General features: G+C 42.4%; 17 protein-coding genes. 10 read left to right on the forward strand and 7 right to left on the reverse strand.

All coding sequences use genetic code 11. The features are described 5' to 3' along the window. Nucleotides 1-213: 213 nt before the first annotated feature. The 10 genes from L0B18_RS16945 to L0B18_RS16990 all read left to right on the forward strand — a co-directional run bounded on the left by L0B18_RS16945 (nt 214) and on the right by L0B18_RS16990 (nt 12,718). The gene (locus L0B18_RS16945; protein ID WP_234572999.1) at nt 214-735 is read left to right on the forward strand and encodes an RNA methyltransferase; all 522 of its coding nucleotides are present in this window, start codon (nt 214-216) and stop codon (nt 733-735) included. Between the two features lie 151 nt (nt 736-886). Further along, nucleotides 887-2,917 (forward strand): methionine--tRNA ligase, encoded by a 2,031-nt coding sequence (gene metG, locus L0B18_RS16950; protein WP_234573000.1) that lies wholly within the window; start codon nt 887-889, stop codon nt 2,915-2,917. A 47-nt stretch (nt 2,918-2,964) separates the two neighbouring features. Continuing rightward, nucleotides 2,965-4,908 (forward strand): alpha-amylase family glycosyl hydrolase, encoded by a 1,944-nt coding sequence (locus L0B18_RS16955; protein ID WP_234573001.1) that lies wholly within the window; start codon nt 2,965-2,967, stop codon nt 4,906-4,908. Nucleotides 4,909-4,960: 52 nt separating this feature from the next. Next, entirely contained in the window at nt 4,961-6,307 is a 1,347-nt protein-coding gene (locus tag L0B18_RS16960) for a sodium-dependent transporter (RefSeq protein ID WP_234573002.1), read from the forward strand. 64 nt (nt 6,308-6,371) lie between these two features. Continuing rightward, a complete protein-coding gene (gene efp, locus L0B18_RS16965; RefSeq protein WP_234573003.1) occupies nt 6,372-6,947 on the forward strand; it encodes an elongation factor P in 576 nt (191 codons plus the stop codon). Between the two features lie 94 nt (nt 6,948-7,041). Then, complete coding sequence (gene accB, locus L0B18_RS16970) at nt 7,042-7,530, forward strand: acetyl-CoA carboxylase biotin carboxyl carrier protein (RefSeq protein ID WP_234573004.1); 489 nt, start codon at nt 7,042-7,044, stop codon at nt 7,528-7,530. Between the two features lie 8 nt (nt 7,531-7,538). Then, complete coding sequence (gene accC / locus L0B18_RS16975; RefSeq protein WP_234573005.1) at nt 7,539-8,891, forward strand: acetyl-CoA carboxylase biotin carboxylase subunit; 1,353 nt, start codon at nt 7,539-7,541, stop codon at nt 8,889-8,891. 8 nt (nt 8,892-8,899) lie between these two features. Beyond that, a complete protein-coding gene (gcvH, locus tag L0B18_RS16980) occupies nt 8,900-9,280 on the forward strand; it encodes a glycine cleavage system protein GcvH (RefSeq protein ID WP_234573006.1) in 381 nt (126 codons plus the stop codon). 135 nt (nt 9,281-9,415) lie between these two features. Next, nucleotides 9,416-10,966 (forward strand): glutamine-hydrolyzing GMP synthase, encoded by a 1,551-nt coding sequence (gene guaA, locus L0B18_RS16985; RefSeq protein WP_234573007.1) that lies wholly within the window; start codon nt 9,416-9,418, stop codon nt 10,964-10,966. A gap of 60 nt (nt 10,967-11,026) precedes the next feature. Further along, on the forward strand, nt 11,027-12,718 hold the full coding sequence (locus L0B18_RS16990; protein ID WP_234573008.1) for an ABC transporter substrate-binding protein: 1,692 nt from the start codon (nt 11,027-11,029) through the stop codon (nt 12,716-12,718). Between the two features lie 35 nt (nt 12,719-12,753). Here L0B18_RS16990 and mltG read toward each other — a convergent pair whose 3' ends face one another. From mltG to L0B18_RS17025, 7 genes are all read right to left on the reverse strand, one after another. After that, complete coding sequence (gene mltG, locus L0B18_RS16995) at nt 12,754-13,818, reverse strand: endolytic transglycosylase MltG (protein WP_234573009.1); 1,065 nt, start codon at nt 13,816-13,818, stop codon at nt 12,754-12,756. Nucleotides 13,819-14,122: 304 nt separating this feature from the next. Further along, nucleotides 14,123-15,514, reverse strand: a complete 1,392-nt coding sequence (locus L0B18_RS17000; RefSeq protein ID WP_234573010.1) for a hypothetical protein — start codon at nt 15,512-15,514, stop codon at nt 14,123-14,125. Nucleotides 15,515-15,601: 87 nt separating this feature from the next. Then, entirely contained in the window at nt 15,602-17,680 is a 2,079-nt protein-coding gene (locus L0B18_RS17005) for a SpoIIE family protein phosphatase (RefSeq protein ID WP_234573011.1), read from the reverse strand. 12 nt (nt 17,681-17,692) lie between these two features. Then, nucleotides 17,693-18,691, reverse strand: a complete 999-nt coding sequence (locus L0B18_RS17010; RefSeq protein ID WP_234573012.1) for a DUF4097 family beta strand repeat-containing protein — start codon at nt 18,689-18,691, stop codon at nt 17,693-17,695. A 112-nt stretch (nt 18,692-18,803) separates the two neighbouring features. Next, on the reverse strand, nt 18,804-19,364 hold the full coding sequence (locus tag L0B18_RS17015) for an HD domain-containing protein (RefSeq protein ID WP_234573013.1): 561 nt from the start codon (nt 19,362-19,364) through the stop codon (nt 18,804-18,806). After that, entirely contained in the window at nt 19,364-19,708 is a 345-nt protein-coding gene (locus L0B18_RS17020; RefSeq protein ID WP_234573014.1) for a TM2 domain-containing protein, read from the reverse strand. Before L0B18_RS17020 ends, L0B18_RS17015 begins: the two co-directional genes overlap by 1 nt. Further along, the gene (locus L0B18_RS17025; RefSeq protein ID WP_370647604.1) at nt 19,692-20,018 is read right to left on the reverse strand and encodes a DUF2752 domain-containing protein; all 327 of its coding nucleotides are present in this window, start codon (nt 20,016-20,018) and stop codon (nt 19,692-19,694) included. The genes L0B18_RS17020 and L0B18_RS17025 overlap by 17 nt, the downstream gene beginning before the upstream one ends. Between the last annotated feature and the right edge of the window lie 33 nt (nt 20,019-20,051).

The raw sequence follows: 20,051 nt of genomic DNA on the forward strand, positions 1-20,051 counted from the left end.
TGCTGGCAGGCTGCCATGGACATTACTAACAAAGCGAAAAGCAATGAGAACAGATGTTTTGATTGAATCTTCATTTTAACAATTCTTCGAGTTGTGTTTAGTTTCTAATAAGTTAAGAATAGAAAGTAAACAATTTGATTTAAGATTATATTATGAATTCTATATGGTTTCATGAACCTGTTTTTAAAAAGAAAATAATTTAGTTCGCCAAATGTGAAGAAACTTTCAACCAAACAGATCCTCGCTCAAAACCAGGAACGTACTTCGCCTATGCGGAATCGTTTCATTCTCTGGCTTCATGATATCCGAAGTCTTCATAATGTAGGCGCCGCTTTCCGTAACGCCGATGCGTTTGGAATTTCCCAGTTATGGTTTTCTGGATTTACTCCAACCCCGCCCCGGCCAGAAATCACAAAAACAGCTATTGGGGCCGAAGATCATGTAAAATGGAGAAAAATTGAACATGAAATTGAAGCCATTCATCAACTAAAAAAAGAAGGATATACAATCCTTGCCCTCGAACAAACCGACCAAAGTGTTCCGATCCACGAATATAAACTCTCCGAAAAACCCATCTGCCTGATTCTTGGAAACGAGGTTACCGGGGTTGATGAAAAACTTCTCTCTGAAATTGATACCGCTGTTGAGATTCCACAGTTTGGAATGAAGCACTCGCTGAATGTATCCGTCGCTTCGGGTGTTGCTTTGTATGCATTCTGTGAAAAGTTACTATAACCCGTCTTGATGAGTTGGCTCACGAATAACTTTAAATTTCGACCTTAATCCTGAAATCCCAAACTAACAACTGCAACTTGTCTGTTGAATTGGTAATTTTGAGGGCGCAATCATAAATTCAGCCGCTTAGAAAACTGACCGAAAATATTTTATGTCGAAACGAATTTTAGTTACTTCGGCTCTGCCTTATGCCAATGGTCCCATTCACCTTGGGCATCTTGCCGGCGCCTATCTGCCTGCTGATCTTTTTACAAGATATCAGCGTTTGAAGGGGAAGGATATCATCCACATTTGCGGATCGGATGAAAATGGCGTGCCTATTACTATTGCCGCTGAAAAAGAAGGAGTGAGTCCGCAGGAAATTGTAGACCGTTATCATACGCGAAACAAAGATGTATTCCGAAAATTCGGGATTGATTTTGACTACTACGGACGCACCAGTTCGGAGACTCACAAAAAAACCTCCCAGGATTTTTTCCTGAATTTGTATGATCAGGATATCTTCACCAAACAAAAACAGGAGCAGTTTTTTGATGAAGAAGCAAATATGTTTCTTCCCGACCGTTATGTGAAAGGAACCTGCCCAAACTGTGGCCATCCGGAAGCATATGGCGACCAATGCGAGAAATGTGGAACGTCTCTCTCTCCGACAGACCTGATTGACCCGGTCAGCGCACTCACCGGAAATAAACCGATTGTAAAAGAAACCGAACATTGGTTTATACCACTTGGAAATTACCAAGAGTGGCTGGAGGAATGGATTGGATCGCGTGAAAACTGGAAACCAAATGTTGTGGGGCAATGCAAAAGCTGGCTGGATACCGGCCTGGGCGACCGCGCCGTAACCCGGGATCTGAGTTGGGGTGTTCCCGTCCCTCTCAAAGAAGGCGAAGGCAAAGTACTTTATGTGTGGTTTGATGCGCCTATCGGTTACATCTCGGCAACAAAAGAGTGGGCCAAAATTCAGGGTGATCCCGATCGCTGGAAAACATACTGGCAGGATGAAGAGACAACGCTCATTCACTTTATCGGGAAAGATAATATCGTGTTTCACTGCATCATGTTTCCCGCTATGCTGAAACAGCATGGAGATTTTGTACTGCCGGAAAACGTTCCGGCTAATGAATTTTTAAACCTGGAGGGCCGAAAACTTTCTACTTCTAAAGGATGGGCGGTTTGGCTGGAAGAGTATCTTGAAGAATTCCAGGCCGATTTGCTTCGTTATGTTTTGGGAACCACACTTCCTGAAACCAAAGATTCCGATTTTTCCTGGAAAGATTTCCAAAGCCGGGTGAACAGCGAACTGGCAGACATCCTCGGAAATTTTGTATTCCGAACAACCAGTTTTACCCAACGATTTTTTGAAGGAGCCGTACCTGAACTTTCCAATCCCACTGACCTTGATATAAAAACGTTAGAAAAGATTTCTGATCAGAAAGAAAAAATTGAGAAAGCGTACGAATCCTTCAAATTTCGTGAAGCCATTTACGAAACCATGGAACTGGCCCGAATCGGAAACCGCTACTTTACAGAAACCGAGCCGTGGAAAACGCGCAAGGAAAATCCTGAGGCTTGTGGTAATACGCTGTATGTTTGTCTGCAAATCAGTGCGGCCCTTTCCGTGCTTTTTGAACCCATCCTTCCTCAAAAAATGCATCAGCTTCGCCAACAGCTTGGCGTGCCGGAAAGTATCGCATGGAATATGGTGGACGATCACATCCTCTCCGCAGGCCAGTTAATTGAAGAAGGAGAAATTCTTTTTGAAAAAATTGAAGACGAAACGGTAGAAAAACAGGTTGAAAAACTGAAACAACGGGCTGCCGATAAAGGATCTTCTGAAAAGAATTTCACTCCGCTTAAAGATGAAATTGAGTTTAACAATTTTGCTTCTCTTGATCTCAGGGCAGGAAAAATTATCGCCGCGAAAAAAGTTAAAAAATCAAATAAACTAATCCAGATAACCGTTGATCTTGGGTTTGAAAAACGAACCATACTCTCAGGAATCGCCGAATTTTTCGACCCGGATGAGATTGTCGGGCAGTCCGTTTGTGTGGTAGCAAATCTAGCACCTAAAAAAATGATGGGTATTGAAAGCAATGGAATGATCCTGATGGGCGAAGACACCGAAGGAACACTTCATTTCGTTGAAACCGATGCCGAACCCGGAAGTCCTGTTACCTGATGATATCAAATACAAGAAGTGGTACCCAAACTATGTTGGGGTGCGTAGTGTCCGACGACTCTACAAAATTTGGATTTTACTGCCCGAAAGCTACATCTGTTACCTGCATTATTTTCGATCATTATGATGACGAAGAAGGGGCCGAACATCCGATGAATAAGGGTGAAAACGGATCGTGGACACTTACCATTGAAGAAAATCTTTCTGAAAAGTGGTATGGATACAGGGCCAAATTCAAGAAATCGGATCAACCCAAATCACCTTACAGAGATGCATTCTTTGCCGATCCTTACAGCAAACATGTGACGGTTAAAAACACCTATCAGCAGGATGCGAAATCTTATATTTTTGATCACCATTTTGATTGGGAAGATACCGGCCATTGTTTCCCCAAAGATCCCCGAGACCTGGTTATTTATGAAACGCATCTGAAAGATCTCACAGCTCATAAGAGCAGCGGAAGTGAGGCTATGGGATCCTACAAAATGTTTATTGATTCAAATCAGCGTGGAGGCATCAATCACCTGAAGAAACTTGGCGTGAATTGCGTGGAGTTTTTACCGTTGCAGAAATTTGCTCCCGTTGAACCTCCTTATGGCGTAAAAACAGACGAGGGATTTCACAATAGCTGGAATGTGTACGAGGCCAACTATTGGGGATATATGACCTCCTTCTTTTTCGCTCCGGAAAATGCCTACGCATCCGACAGAAGCAACCGGCATTCGGGCAAAACAACAGCGGCTGTTGATGAATTCAAACAGGTCGTCAAAAAATTACACTCCGAAGGAATTACAGTTTTGATGGATGTGGTGTATAATCACACCTCATTATTTGACAAAAATCCACATACCCATCTCCTCCCGGATGTTTTTCTCCGAAGAGATGGAAACGGAAACCTTCTAAACCGAAGCGGAACCGGTAACGAGTACAAATCAGAAGAACCGGCTGCGAGGCAACTCATCATCGATTCACTTTTGTACTGGATGGATGAGTATAAAATTGACGGTTTCCGGTTTGATTTGGCTGCACTTTTGGATGAAGAAACCTGGGATATCATTAAAGCCGAAATCCAAAAGAAATACCCGAAAGCAGTATTGATTGCCGAACCGTGGGGCGGTAACTATTCGCCGCATCGTTTTTCCGATCACGGTTGGGCGTCCTGGAATGACCGGATCAGAAACAGTTTTAAGGGAGCTGATCCCCAACACGACCGGGGGTTTATTTTTTCAGACTGGCAGCACGAAACCCGTCGTCAGCGTCTCGAAAATATTCTGCGGGGTACGTTAAATCATGGCGAGGGCGGCCTGTTTCATACATCGGCCCACAGCGTAAATTACCTGGAAAGCCATGATGGATATACGCTTGGGGATTTCATACGCATTGGGCTGAATCCTGAAATTCATGACCAGGTGATCGAAAACCTGTATGAGCATAAAAAACTGAATGATGATGAAATGCGCCTTTCCAAACTGGCGGCGCTCTCTCTTTTTGTGGCACAGGGAATAACCATGATTCATGCCGGACAGGAATTTGCACGCTCAAAAGTAATTGCAAAAACGCCTGTTAACGATCCGGACGAAGGAAAAATCGATCACAACAGCTATCAAAAAAATAATGAGACAAACTGGATCAATTTTGATGATATTGATCTAAACCGCGACCTTTACGAATATTACAGGGGACTGATTGACATCCGTAAAAAATCGCCCGCATTGCGAAAGTGTAATCCCGATGAAATTCATTTTGATTACTATGGAAACCCGTTATTGTTGAGTTTTTATATAAACGGAAATTCAACCGGAGACATGTACGACTACTACGTGATATTAAATGGAAATTCGTACCCATATGAAAATCATGAACTGCCGGGCGGTGCATGGGAGGTTATTGCAGATCATGAAATCACTTCGTCTCATGTGATAAATATTGCGAGCGGAAGTATAAACATACCACCTCAAAGCGGTATATTGTTTCGAAAGTTGCGTCATTAATTTTCAGAGAATATTTTAATTGCGTTCAAATTAACCTAAAACTCTCTTTCACTTGGCTACATCAACTGCTTCGACCCGAGGTACATGGAACTCTAAACTTGGATTTATTCTTGCTGCAGCCGGATCTGCTGTTGGCCTTGGTAATATTTGGGCTTTTCCTACAAAAGTAGCAACCGAAGGAGGAGCCGCCTACCTGTTAATCTATTTGCTCTGTACATTTGCGATTGGCTTCCCGGTTATGGCTGCCGAGATAACCATTGGACGCAGGGCCGGCAAAAATCCCGTTGGCGCTTTTAAAGCCATCAGTAACAATACGTTCTTTCCATTGGTAGGTATTTGGGGAGTCATTTGTGGTGTAATGATACTCTCTTTTTACACGGTCATTGCCGGTTGGGCATTTGGTTTTGCATTCGAAGAGATTTTCTACTTTTTTGGTTGGGCTGAAGCCGCCGAATGGCTTACCGATACCGGCAACGGTTTTAAAAATGCACTCATTGCTGCCGTATTCATGCTGGGAACCATTAAAATCATTACCGGAGGCGTGAGTGAAGGTATTGAGCGGGCAACAAAAGCCATGATGCCGATGCTTATTACCATCATTGTTGTGATGATTATTTATGTTCTTTCGCAACCCGGCAGTAGTGAAGGAATCAGCGCCTACCTCCTTCCGGATTTCAGTAAAATCAATGCAGGACTGATCTTTTCTGCGATGGGTCAGGCATTTTTCTCACTGTCTTTGGGAATGGGAGCATTAATCACATATGGATCGTATCTGAGCAAAAGGGAAAACATTCCTCAGGCCGCAGCATTTGTAACCATTGCAGATGTCGGCATTGCTTTCCTGGCAGGACTTTTGATAGTTCCTGCCATGTACCTTGCCCAAAGCCAGGGGATTAATATTAATGTTGGAGGATCACTGGCCTCAAGTACCGATCTTGTATTCCAGATTCTGCCCGCACTTTTCCATTCCATTGGAGGCGGCATTGGTTTGATTCTGGGGGTTACCTTTTTCCTGCTCCTGAGTATTGCCGCACTTACCTCAACCATTTCCCTTCTGGAAGTTCCCGTTTCCTATGTGATCGATGAATTTGAAGTAAAGCGTAAAAAAGCAGCGTGGTCGGTCGGTCTGTTTATCTTTGTGATTTCTGCTGCTGTGGCTTACTTCCCGGCATTAATCGGCTGGTTTGATTACCTGTTTAGCAGTATTGGCCTGCCGTTGGGAGGATTTCTGATCTGTATTTTTGTAGGATATTTTTGGAAAACCGACCAGGCTATCGCCGAAATGGAAAACGGTTATTCCAACATCCGAAATAGCCTCTTTGCAAAAGCCTGGCCTATATTTATTAAGTTTATCTGTCCTGCTGCCATTCTGTATAATCTTCTTTCTAATTTTCTGTAATCTTTTTGTTATCAAAGCAAGCTCGTAGTATTTTTCAGTTGTCGATTAGAACACAAAAAAAAATATGTCAAAAGTATCTACCTCAGATTTCCGCACTGGATTGAATATCCTTGTAGACGGCGAAATCTACAATATTATTGATTTTCAGCATGTTAAACCGGGAAAAGGCGGCGCATTTGTCCGAACAAAACTAAAGGGCGTCGTGAATGAAAAAAATATTGAAAAGACGTACCGTTCGGGCGAAACAGTAGAAGCCGTGCGCGTGGAACGCCAACCTTACCAGTTTTTGTACGCTGATGGCGACCTTTTCTTTTTTATGCATCAGGAAACGTACGAACAGATTCCACTCGAACAGTCACGGGTTGAAAAATCCGAGTTTATCTCTGATGGAATGGTCTGCACGCTCGTGGTTGATGTGGATAATGAAAACATTCTTTACGCCGAACCACCAGATCATATTGATTCTGAAGTTATTGAAACAGATCCCGGCCTGAAGGGCGATACCGCTCAGGGCGGCAGTAAACCGGCAACCATTGCCGGGGGCGCCGTTGTACAAGTACCGCTTTTTATAAATAAAGGCGACATGATTCGAGTGGATACCCGAACCAGCGAATATGTTGAAAGAGTAAAAACCGATTAAATCGGAACACAAGCTAATACTTAAAAGTTAATAGAAGCAGGTATTTGGGGCTATAAGCCTGCATTTGAAATTAATTTTAAACCAAAATAGAGTAATGGATTTAAAACTTGTCAAAAAATTACTGGACCTGATCTCTGAAAGTGAAGTAGATGAAGTTTCAATCGAGGAAGGAGATTTTAAAATTAAGGTTAAAAAAACCTCTGATGTGCCATCACCGGCTCCCGTGCAGTATCAAATTCCTCAGCAGCCGCAAACGCCGCAACAACCGGTACCCCCTCAGGCTGGTGGGGCAGCAACTTCAGCGGCAACCGAAGAGACCAAAAAAGAAGAATCCAAGCCCGATGGAGAAGTTGTAAAATCTCCGATTGTCGGAACCTATTACGAAGCTCCCTCTCCCGATTCTGATCCGTTTTTAAAAGTGGGAGACCATGTAGATGCAGGACAGACACTTTGTATTGTGGAAGCGATGAAAATCATGAACGAAATTGAAGCTGAATTTGCAGGAACCGTTCAAAAAATTATGGTGAGCAATGCTTCTCCTGTGGAATTCGACCAGCCACTATTTATCATTAAAAAAGATTAAATCCCAGTATGTTTAAGAAGATACTGATTGCTAACCGTGGTGAAATTGCGCTCAGAGTCATTCGTACATGCAAAGAGATGGGAATTAAGTCTGTTGCGGTTTACTCGACGGCAGATGAAAACAGTCTTCATGTAAAATTTGCTGATGAGGCGGTTTGTATTGGACCGCCTGCCAGTAAAGAAAGTTACCTGAAAATTCCCTCCATTCTTGCTGCTGCAGAAATTACCAACGCCGAAGCAATTCATCCGGGTTATGGTTTTCTCGCCGAAAACGCAGAATTCAGCCGGATTTGCAGCGAGCACGACATTAAGTTTATAGGGCCATCTCCTGAAATGATCAGCACCATGGGAGACAAGGCCACTGCAAAGGCCACAATGATCAAAAACAACGTACCTGTGGTCCCCGGCTCAGATGGAATTGTTGAGTCTCTCGAAAAAGCTGAAAAGCTCGCAAAAGAAATTGGTTTTCCATTGATTATTAAAGCTACTGCAGGCGGTGGCGGACGTGGAATGAGAGTTGTAAATGATCCCGAGAACTTCAAAAATGCTTATAAAACCTGCCGAAATGAAGCAGAAGCAGCCTTTGGAAATGCCGAGGTTTACATTGAGAAGTTTATCGAAAATCCGCGCCATATTGAGATTCAGATCTTAGGTGACCAGCACGGAAATGTTGTTCATCTTGGTGAACGTGAATGTTCCTTACAGCGCCGGCATCAAAAAATTCTTGAGGAAGCTCCCTCTCCTGTTATGACACCCGAAGTACGTGAAAAAATGGGAGAAGCAGCCGTGAATGCCGGTAAAGCCATCAATTATGAAGGCGCCGGAACCGTTGAGTTTATCGTGGATAAAGACCTCAATTTCTATTTTATGGAGATGAATACCCGAATACAGGTTGAGCATCCCATAACCGAAGAAATTACCTTTACAGATCTTGTACAACACCAAATTCTTGCCGCAACCGGAGAAAAGCTCAACGCCAAATCATTCAAATTTCGTGGGCACGCCATAGAGTGCAGAATCAATGCAGAAGACCCGGAACATAACTTTCGGCCAACAGCCGGGACTATCACTACCTTTAATATTCCCGGCGGGCGAAGTGTAAGGGTTGATACACATGCCTATGCGGGATATAAAGTTCCGCCGTATTATGATTCAATGATTGCCAAATTAATCGTAAGTGCTTCGAACCGGCAAGAAGCCATTAAAAGAATGAAGCGAGCACTTGAAGAATTTGTGATTGAGGGAATCAAAACAACCATTCCCTACCATCTGCAACTAATGGAAGATCCCAATTTTATTAACGGGGACTTTAATACTCAGTACCTTGAAAAATCATTTACCTTTAATCCTGATAAAAATTAACTACGATTATGAAATTCCCCGAAGATCTGAAGTATACAAAAGAGCATGAGTGGGTCCGTGATAATGGCGACGGAACAGCAACAATCGGTATTACAGATTTTGCCCAGGGAGAGTTGGGAGACATTGTATTTGTAGAACTGGAACCAGAAGGAACCGAGTTTGAGCAAGACGAAGTCTTTGGTACCGTTGAAGCGGTAAAAACGGTTTCAGAACTTTTTTGCCCGGTGGCCGGAGAAATTACAGAACTGAACGAGGAGCTGGAAGATGATCCGGAACTGGTAAACACCGATCCTTATGGCAAAGGATGGATGGTAAAAATTAAGATTAGTGACCATTCAGAACTGGATTCCCTCCTCTCCGTTGACGAGTATAAAGAAATTGTTGAATAAAGGGGTTTAGCAGATAAAACTGCTCAGATCTTTTTATATTCACACTTCATTTAAAACCCGCGCAGTTTTTCTTAGGATAAAAAATAAGTGAAACTTCGCGGGTTTCATGTAAATGCTTATTCTAAAAATTGAAACATGTATACTCATCATGATGAGTGGATTCTCATCCTTGATTTTGGCTCTCAATACACCCAATTAATTGCCCGGCGGATTCGCGAATTAAATGTTTACTGCGAAATCCATCCTTTCAATGTCTCACCTCAACAATTTAATGATCACCCGCCTAAAGGCATCGTTCTTTCCGGCGGTCCTAAAAGTGTTTATGATGAAGACGCTCCGGTTCTAAACCTTGACTTTTTTGATTATGGAAAACCGGTTTTGGGCGTATGTTACGGACTTCAGTCACTGGCTCATTCCCTGGTTCCCGGCAGTGTAGAGCGGGCCGAAAAGAGAGAGTTTGGCCGTGCAAAACTGATAATTGATGACGATTCTGGCCTCCTCAAAAATGTACCTGATGATTCCGTTGTTTGGATGAGCCATGGCGATCATATCAATAAATTGCCGGAACCTTATAAAGTTATTGCTCACACATCGAACGCACCGGTTGCGGCTGTTCGCCATAAAGAGAAAGATATTTTTGGTGTTCAGTTTCATCCCGAAGTTGTACATACCGAAAAGGGCAAAGAGATTCTTCAAAATTTTGTGATCCACATCTGCAAATGCCAGGGTCAGTGGACGGCTTCTTCGTTCATCGAAACTGAGATCGAAAGCATTCGTGAACTCGTGGGAGACAATAAAGTTATTTGTGCTCTTTCTGGCGGGGTGGATTCCACGGTAGTTGCCACTCTCATCCATAAAGCGATTGGAGACCAGCTTCTTTGCGTTTTTGTAGATAACGGACTACTCCGAAAAAATGAATTCAATGAAGTTCTGGATACATATAAAGAGCATTTACATTTACCCGTTATTGGCGTTGACGCTTCAGAGAAATTTTTAAAAAATCTTGAAGGTGTGGCTGATCCCGAGGAAAAACGCATCATTATTGGAAATACATTTATTGAAGTATTTGATGAATCGATTTCTGATCAAGAGGATTTTAAATACCTGGCGCAGGGAACCTTATATCCGGATGTAATTGAGAGCGTTTCATTTAAAGGGCCTTCCGCTACGATCAAATCTCACCACAATGTGGGCGGTTTGCCAGAAAAAATGCATCTTGATTTAATTGAGCCTGTTCGGGAACTCTTTAAAGACGAAGTTCGAAGTGTTGGCCGTGAACTTGGTATCCCCGATTCATTTATTGGAAGACATCCATTTCCCGGTCCCGGACTCGGAATTCGCGTTTTGGGAGAACTTTCCAAAGAGAAACTCGATCTTCTGCGGGAAGCCGATTCAATTTTCATCCATGCTCTGCGGGAATACGGATTATATGATAAAGTCTGGCAAGCACTGGCTGTGCTTCTACCGGTTCAGTCTGTTGGAGTGATGGGCGATGAACGAACCTACGAATACACAATCGCACTGCGGGCCGTGACCAGTGTGGATGGAATGACAGCCGACTGGGCCCGTTTACCCTACGAATTTCTATCCGAAGTCAGTAACCGAATTATCAATGAAGTTCGGGGAGTAAACAGGGTTGTATATGATGTGAGTTCGAAACCTCCGGCAACTATTGAGTGGGAATAAAAAAGGAACAAACCGATACAGATTAGCTATATGAAAATGCATGTTACACCCGACTCTTTTATGAAAGCATTTCTAATCTCAATTTTTCTTCTTTTAACGGTCCAATCACAAATTTTTGCCCAATCTTTTAGCCAGGCAATGGAGCACTATCGAGCCGAAGAATACCAGGAAGCCGCTGAACTTTTCCTGAATTCTGACGATGAACGGTCTCAACTTTTTGCGGGAAAAAGTTTCCTGGCGCTGGCTGATTATTCAAAGGCGATCAGACATCTGCAGAGCGCCCTGGAAAGTAATCGTGAGAATGTTCGGCAGGAAGCAAAATATTCCCTGGCAATGGCGCATTTTGGCCTGCAAAACTATGATGTGAGCCTTCAACATCTCTATGATCTGGCCAATGGTTTTAATCAAACTGGGTTACGATCTGATGCACAGCGGTTTTATAACCAGATACTCAATTATCTGAGCATTAATGACCGATATGAAACCCTCTACAGGTTAACTTCAACCTCCGTTCAATACGACCTTGTAAATAGTTCAAAACCATTTTTAGATGAAGATGCCTACAGGATTCTGGTTGATGAACTTGTACGCTTAACAGGGGATACATTTTCACAAAGACAAATTGAACAGCTTCTCACCAATTTGAGATCACAAACCAGACGTGATCAGTATCCCTCTGCACCCGAAGGTATTGTATATAACATCGGCGTAATTCTGCCCACTTTTGATGAAAATGACCCCGATTTTACAATTCCCCGAAATCTTTATTACGGAATGGTTTTGGCAGCAGACGATTTTAACGGCAGAAATAGTAATCAAAAAGTAAACCTGATTTTCAGAAACTCGAATGAAAATGTAGATTCAACGGCTGCCGCTTTTTCAGAACTTGCGTGGACAAAAAAAGTGGATGCAGTTATTGGCCCTCTTTTTTCTGAGCCAGCCACTCGCATGGCCCAACTTTCCGAAGAATTCAGAATTCCCATGTTGGCTCCACTCGCCAATTCCGACAGCCTGAACCTCGATTACAATTATACATTCCAGATGAATCCTACCTTTGAAGTACATGGGAAAAAAATGGCTCAATATGCGGTTCAGGAATTGAATTTAAACTCTTTTGCAATCATTACTGAAGAGGGTTCGCTGGGGCGTACATCTGCACTGGCTTTTCGCCACGAAGCTGAACGGCTGGGCGCGAATGTTTCCTATTATATTGAAGAAGATTTTGCAGCAACAGGTTATGATTTCAATCAACTCACAGAAATTTTTTCTTCTGATGCTGCCCTTATCGATTCTTTAGGCATTGAGCCATCAGATGCAATTTATGCGCCATTTACAGGAGAAGCATCAACTACGATGATGAATCTGTTGATGAACAACCTCGAAGCCATGAATAGTGATATTACCATTTTGGGATCAGAAGAGTGGGAGTATGCTACGCTTACAGATTACCAAAGACGCTATTTTGATATTTACTACTCACAGTCGTATGTCGAAAATCCGGATACAGATGCCATCGATTATTTCATTGAGGATTATGAAACAAGATTTGGATCTCAACCCGACCAATTTTCAAGGATTGGCTACGACACTGCAAACTTCCTGCTGCAATCCCTGGAAACAGCCGGTAACCCGGATTACCTGAGCCAAGCTATGAGGAGCCGGTCTATGTATGATGGGCTCGCATTTCATGTCTACTTTAATGGAGGAAGAATCAATCAGAATGTATTCATCCGATCGCTGAGTCTTCCCTAATCAGACAGGCGAAAGTTTTTAGAACTCTTTTATCTTTACAGGTTTGATGAAGAGGAATGTTCTTCCCTTTCGCGCCGAATTCTGTACTGTTCTCTGATCCATTCTCTCCATTCTGCGCTTGCCTGCTGGTGTTCGCTATAGGTTTCTGAAAAACGGTGCCCTCCCTGAGGCGTAGCAACCATATAAATGTAATCGTGATTTTCTGGATTTAAGACCGCTCTGATTGAGTTCAAATCGGGATTTGTAATTGGCCCCGGAGGCAAGCCTTGAATCTTGTAAGTATTGTAAGGATGATCTAACTCATAATCGGCGTATAAAAGACGTCTTCTTTCACCCAAAGCATAGATCACAGTTGGATCTGCCTGTAGCAGCATACCCCGATCCAGTCGGTTTAAATACAGTCCGCTGATTTTAGGTTTCTCTTCATTAAGCTGAGCTTCCCCTTCTACAATTGAGGCAAGCGTTATGATTTCGTTCAGGCTGAGTGGGTTTTCATCAATTTCATTCTTATACGAATCAATAACGGCTGATTCAAACTCGGAATGCAATCGCCGGACTACGCTTTCGGGGGATGAAGTCCAATACATTTGATACGTGTCAGGAAGCATTCTGGCGAAGAGTTCTTCTCCACTTAAACCGAGTTCCAAAGCAACGGAAGAACTGTCTTCAAATAATTCTCTGAATGATAAGCTATCTGCCCGAAGCTGCTCGGACAATCTCTTAGCCAAACGTTCGCGATCTATTCCGGGTAATACGGTAACAGCTCCCGGATCCTGAATGCCCCGGCCCATTTTTGACAAAAACGAAGAGTACGAATCTTCACCGGTAATTACATATCGTCCGGGTTGATAATTTCTCCAGCCCAGCGTATTGGCCGCCCAAATCAATTCCTGCGTATTGTACTCAACCCTCAGGCTGTCCAGCTGATTTGTTAACCCTTCTACGTTGGTTCTCTCATAGAGTAAAAGTTCTATAGAGTCATCCGTATTCAGTGCTGTTCCCTGATAAAGCCTGGCCGTTCTGGAAAAAAATGTAGCAGTGAAAACGACAATGAACAGAAGAACCAACATTGTCATTTCTTTTTTAGAAAAATGATTCATACAGATATTTCTTTAAAAATGAACTTCGAAAATATAACGTTTACAGATCAATTTTATCTCTGAATCTATCTACCCTTATGATATTCTATTCTCCCCTTGTTTGTTCCAAATAGTAATTTCAACGGCATTTGTGGAGGATGGCGTTCGTTTTGAACTTTTCAAAATCCGCAACAAATAAAAAAAGTGGACGTATATCCTCAGGACACGATTTTTGGCGACCGAAAGGTGCCAAATGCCCTAAAGAACAGTCTCAGATCCTGACCGGTCTGAGGCTTTTTTATGGCTTAAATACAGGGATAAACTATTAAAAGGTAGGATTAAAGCGAATCCAGAAAGCGGGTGAACTGTCAAAGGTTTTTAGCGGCCATGCCAGTTCGAAACGAAAAGCACCTGAGCCAATACCAAATCCGGCATCATGCTGCATATCTGAAATCGAAAAACGGTGAAATCCTTCAAATGGATTTGTTGATTCTCTCAGCTCAGGCGTCTGTGCCACCCATCCTGAATCCAGAAATAAAAGAATGTGCAGATTGTAGTCAGTCAGCCATTCACTTGAGTAATGGGAGGGCCTTCCAAATTTCACTTCAAGATTACTCAATATCATCTGGTTCCCCTGGAAGATCTTGAACGGAGAACCTCTGAGAGTACCAATCCCCCCCAAATAGAAGTCTTTGAAATCGGGAGCATTTCCCGTGATACTTCCCGCCTGCAATCTCCATTTTAACACGGAACCAGGTTCAAAGTTGTAATACATTCTGAACTCGGAACGATATTTATTGAAGCGGTAATCTTCATCACTATCACTGTTATCCGCCAGTTCTGCTTGTATTGATCCCGCCATCGTAAACCTGTTGGCAAGAAGTACATTTCTGGGATTTAGCGAAAGTGAAAGAGTATAAATGTCTAAATCAATTTCGTCCGCGTCTGAATCTATCGCTGGATTCGGCCGGTATGTGCTCGCCTTGCCAAATAATGAATAGCTTGTATTCTGTTCCAGTGAACTAAATCTGTCACTATTGAATGAAAATCCGGTTTCCAGCCATCGGTGGGTTCGGAAAAGGGCATACGCTCCAAATCCCTCCATTTTGTAATAATCCAGAAAATCATAACCTGCAAAAAAGGATGTGATGGAAGATTCAACAAGCCCAACCCGTTTATAATCCTCCGTAGCTGTTGCATTATGATATTCACCCCCGATCAAAAAGCGTCTGTTCTCGCCAATAAGCTTCTCTAAACCAAGTGTGTATTCCCAATCTTTTGAGGCGGTTCCCCATCCTATCAATCCATGTGGCTGAATTTGTGGGATGTCGAGAAAAGAATTATATCGATGCCACTGCATCCGTTCCTTTCTAAGCCCCAAAAAGAGACCGTTTACCCTGTTAAAATGTATTGTTGGGAGATTTGGATATTGGCTATACAGATCACTGCTAAAATAAGGCCCGGCTTCAAGCCCTCCTCCTAAATCAATGCCATCCTGCGAAAGCCGGCGAACGGCTCCATCAAAATCATCATTGTAATGATCCATCTCTTCTTCCTCGTCACCGAACTCATCATCTTTTTCATTGTCGAATAATTCATCAATCGACTTGCTGAAAATGGGGTCTCTTTCAAATGGATCATCGGGATCGGATTGCTGTGCAAACAACCAGAGCGGAGCAAGCAAAAAACAGAGTAAGAGGATTAAATATTTAGCCATACCGAACAATTTCTATTCACTACGAAGTGACCTGATTTGTGTTTCAGAAATCAATAAATCTGTTAGTCAAATTTCAGCCTGAAAAAGTTATTCCTGCATTTTTAATACCATGATGGTAATGTCATCATGCGGTTCTTTTCCGCCCGACCACGTATTCATCAATTGTGTAAGCTGATTAACAATATCATTTGCGCTCAATCCGTCTGCATTCGACAATACATCTTCCACTTTCGTGAGGCCTAACATTTTTTTCTCCGAATCAAACAATTCTGTCAGACCGTCACTCATCATAAGCAGAATATCACCGGCATTAAGCTGGAAGCATTGATTTTCGTAGGGATACTGAACGCTGCTTCCTAAAGGTAACCCTTTCAGCGTAATTCGTTGAACTGAATTCGTCTCTTTTTTAAAATGGAGGGCCGGTGGCATTCCTGCAGTTGCAATATCTACTTCCTTTCCTCTGCATCGAACCAGCATCAATCCCATGTACATCATCTTCATGTTCATGTTGCGAAGACCGGATGAGATTCTTTCCAGCATGGTAAGATTATTCATTTCATGAACAAGTGTATGAAAATAACTTTTTGCCGCAGCAACCATGATACCAGCCTTCATGCCATGGCCGGTAGCATCTCCCAAAGCCAGCACTAACGTCCCATCCGGCGCCACGCTGTAGTCGTAATAATCTCCGCCTACTTCTGTAGCTGTTTCCATAAAAACAGCCATATCGTAACTGGGTAAGGAAGGCATTTTCTTCGGCAACATGGAGAGCTGAAGCGTACGTGCTTCTTCCAGTTCTTTGGTTTTTCGTTTATTCTCAACTTCAAGCAATCGCTTTTCAATCTCACGTTCTTTGTTGACTCTTTCTTGATCTAAAGACCTTTTTGAAAGATGTTTTACTTCGATCAACTTCTGTTCAAGTCTTCGTTGAGTGATTGCAAAATCCCGGGAAAGAAATACAGACATGGATAAAACCAGGAACCCGGAACCTACCATATTTGCCATTTGTACACTTCCGGAAAGAATTTCAAAATTGATCATGATATTATAGATCAACGAGAAAACATAGACCAAAACACCAACGCCCAACATCCAGACACCTCCACGGTTCCTGTAAAACATCATGATTACCGTTCGAAATATTTCTGCTACAAAAACCAGGACCGCGAGCTCTTTGAGCCACGTAAGTTTTCCGGGATAGAACCAAATCAGAATTCCAACTACAAAACCCGACAACACAAGAAGGTTCGAATAAAACGGGGTATTCTTTTTGTCAATACTATGCGTAAAACGGGTTGCAAAGGCTAAAACCAGCACTTCAATAACGAACAGAAATTTCAGAAAAAGTAATGTGCCGTTTGTATTCTCTGTCAATTCCACTTTGTACAGCAAGTAGGATAAAATGGCCAGAAACCCTACAAAAACTGCGAAATAGAGATTTCGTTTTTCAGCCGGATAAAAAATAAACAGTAGAAAATGAATGATCCCGAATGCAAGAAGTGCCCCGATGTAAAACAGATTTCTCCCGGTCCACCGGGAGAGAAATGAAAATGTTTGAGCCTGATGAGTTGCCCAGTCTCCCATCAAAAATCGGAAACCATTATAACCCATAATTAACTCCGTTTCCGAATAATTCGGATTTATGAAGCGAACCGCGATGGTTTGAATCTCCTCATCAGAAAAAACAATAGCCAACGGATTGTTGCTGTTATAACTGACAACGGATTCCGGATCGGTTGAAAAATCTCCAAGTTCGTAAATTCTTTCCCCGTTCAAATATACTTCAGAAGCCCCGAGGTGCCGTTCTACCAATAAGGCAATGGGTTTACCCCGCAAATTGGGGTGAACCTTGAATTGTTTGCGGAACCATCCGATGCCGGCCCATTCCACAAAAGAAAGATCGGCTGGAGATAAATTCGTGCTCAAATAATCCCATCCCGCATCATCATACTCCGGATTGGACCATGCCAGGCTGTCTCCTACGTGAAACTTCCACATATCCTGAATGTAGATGATCTTGCTGTCATTGAGCATCATATCCGGTGTAATTTCCTCAACCTCGGGTTCAGGAAATTGAAAAATATCTTCGTCCTGAGCTGATACCCCATCAACCCCTGCAAGTAATATGCCCCAAAAAATAATATTTAGTATTCCTAACCTATACACTTTTCTCTAAATCTATTCCTGAGATTCCGCTACCCGAACCCTGCCCGACATCGTTGTAACATGGACAGGTAATCCACCCTCTCTAATGACGACGTTCAGCTGTCGATGGTTTTGATGCCTTTCAGAAATTATTTCATCATCAAAGCCAACAAAATCATAACTCATGGCACTTCCTTCAATATTGTAACCGTCAGATCTTGGCAAAAGAAGATCAATGTCACCACTGACAGTCTCCAGGTAAATGGCTTTGGATACATTCCTGAAATCGGCAAAAATACTACCACTTGTAGTGGCAGACACCAGCGTACCATTTATATCAGAAGCAATAATATTACCGGATACCGAACGAACCCGAACCTCGCCAGAGTTGGATAGTACATTAACACTTCCATTTACTGTTTTAGCCCAAATGTTGCCGTTCAGGTTTTCCAACCCAATATTTCCCAGTGTGGATACAACCCTTATCTCCCCCGAAGCATTAATAATATTTACATTGCCGGATTGATTTTGAACGTAATGATACCCTTCTACATTTTCGAGAAAAATATCTCCATCTAAAGTGCGAAGGTTGCTTGAAATATTAGCCGGGGTCTGAACTACAAAGTGAAATTTGATATCACTGTTTACGGAAACCGAGCCTGATTTTTTGTCCTCTACAGAGGCGATAATATGATCTCCCTGCTGTTGTAAAATAATGCGGTAGTTGTCGAGACTTCTTCTGCCCGACCAAAGTGAAAAGCTACGCTCCAGGTACAAATCCACCATCACGCCATCGATCTCTGAATTTTGAAAAACCTCGATATTTCCGGTTGTGGTGTGAACGGTAACTTTGGGCGTGCCCCTGACATGGAAAAACTCAGATTTATAGGGTTTATCCTGAGTTTTTTCAAGGGTTGAACTCGATTTGCTAACCACGCTATACGCCGCCTGTTGAGCAATAACCGGGCGTGAAATGCCTGTTATCAGCAAGAACAGAACGATAAGAGAAGATATGGATTTAAATACTTTCATACGCTGCAAATGGTTACGGTAATTCATCAATAAAACAGTCGATGGCTACATTTCGGAGTAGCTACACCATTTACTTTCATTACGCCTGTAAAACGGCCCGGGTTGCAAATTCCTAATAACTTTTATCTTTAAACACTTCAATCAAAAAAAGTATATGATCAGACAATTCTTTATTGATTAACTCAACTCCTTTTTGAATATCGTCCCGGGACACATTTGCAGCAAACCGCTTATCCTTTAGTTTTTTTCTCACGGATTTTACTTTCATATCTGCAAATCCATTCGGTCTCATCAAGGAAACTGCATTCAAAAATCCTGAAATTTCATCGCAGGCAAATAGATAACGCTCTATTTCGCTTTCGGGCTCTTTGCCGGTTCTCTCCGGTGCATGAGCTTTTATAGCGGATATAACATCTGCGGGATATCCCATAGGTGGTAATATTGTTGTAACTGCCCTGTTGGGATGTTCATCCGGAAACTTTTCCCAATCAAGATCATGCAGTAATCCTGCCGTCCACCAATCCTCCGTTTCATTGTCTGGCTTGCTCAGCTTATTTGCATATGCTTCCATTGCATCAGCAACCATACGCGAGTGTATTCTCAGGCTCTCTGATTCTATATACTCTTTGAGGAGTTCTTCGGATTTTTCCCGGTTTGGTTTTGCATTCACCATCAGTTGAAATCCTTTAGAAGGTCTTGAGCAATTTTTCTGTTATACTCAAAAGCGAAATTTTTGTAGTTAATCATATCCACAATTGTACCGATAAAGCAAAGTCCGCACGTCAATAAATAAAGAATTCCCATGCCGATATGGCCTACAAAAAACCTGTGGATTCCGGCAACTCCAAAAAGTCCGATCAGTGCCAATACCAAAAGAAGAATGGGATCCTTTCTCCTGGATCTATAGATATTTGAAAACATTTTAGCTTCCTCTTCGGGCATATCTTCAATAATGCGGCCAATATATTCGGATTCATCTCCTTCAAGCTCGGGCAGATATTCAAATATTTTCTTCATTTTTCTCAGTTCTTTTGAATTCATAATTTCGACGAAGAATTGAACCTATTCTCGCCAGAATGATCAGTATTGCAAACAATCCTAACGGGTGCGATTGAAAGGATGCCGACAGATTACCGCGTGCAGCAAATGCTATCGACTTACCCAATCCGCATCCCGGACAAAAATCAAATCCAAGTCTGTCAATCGGACATATAGATGGTGCTTGACTGAAAGGATCCAAAAAAGCCATTAATAACAAGCCGGATATTAGTGCTATCCATTCAAAATGCAAAAAAAAGTAATATTTGAATGGTTCTCTGCCAGACATGATTATATTTAATGCGCAATATTTTTATTTAAA

This window comes from Rhodohalobacter sp. 614A (assembly GCF_021462415.1).
GTDB lineage: Bacteria > Bacteroidota > Rhodothermia > Balneolales > Balneolaceae > Rhodohalobacter.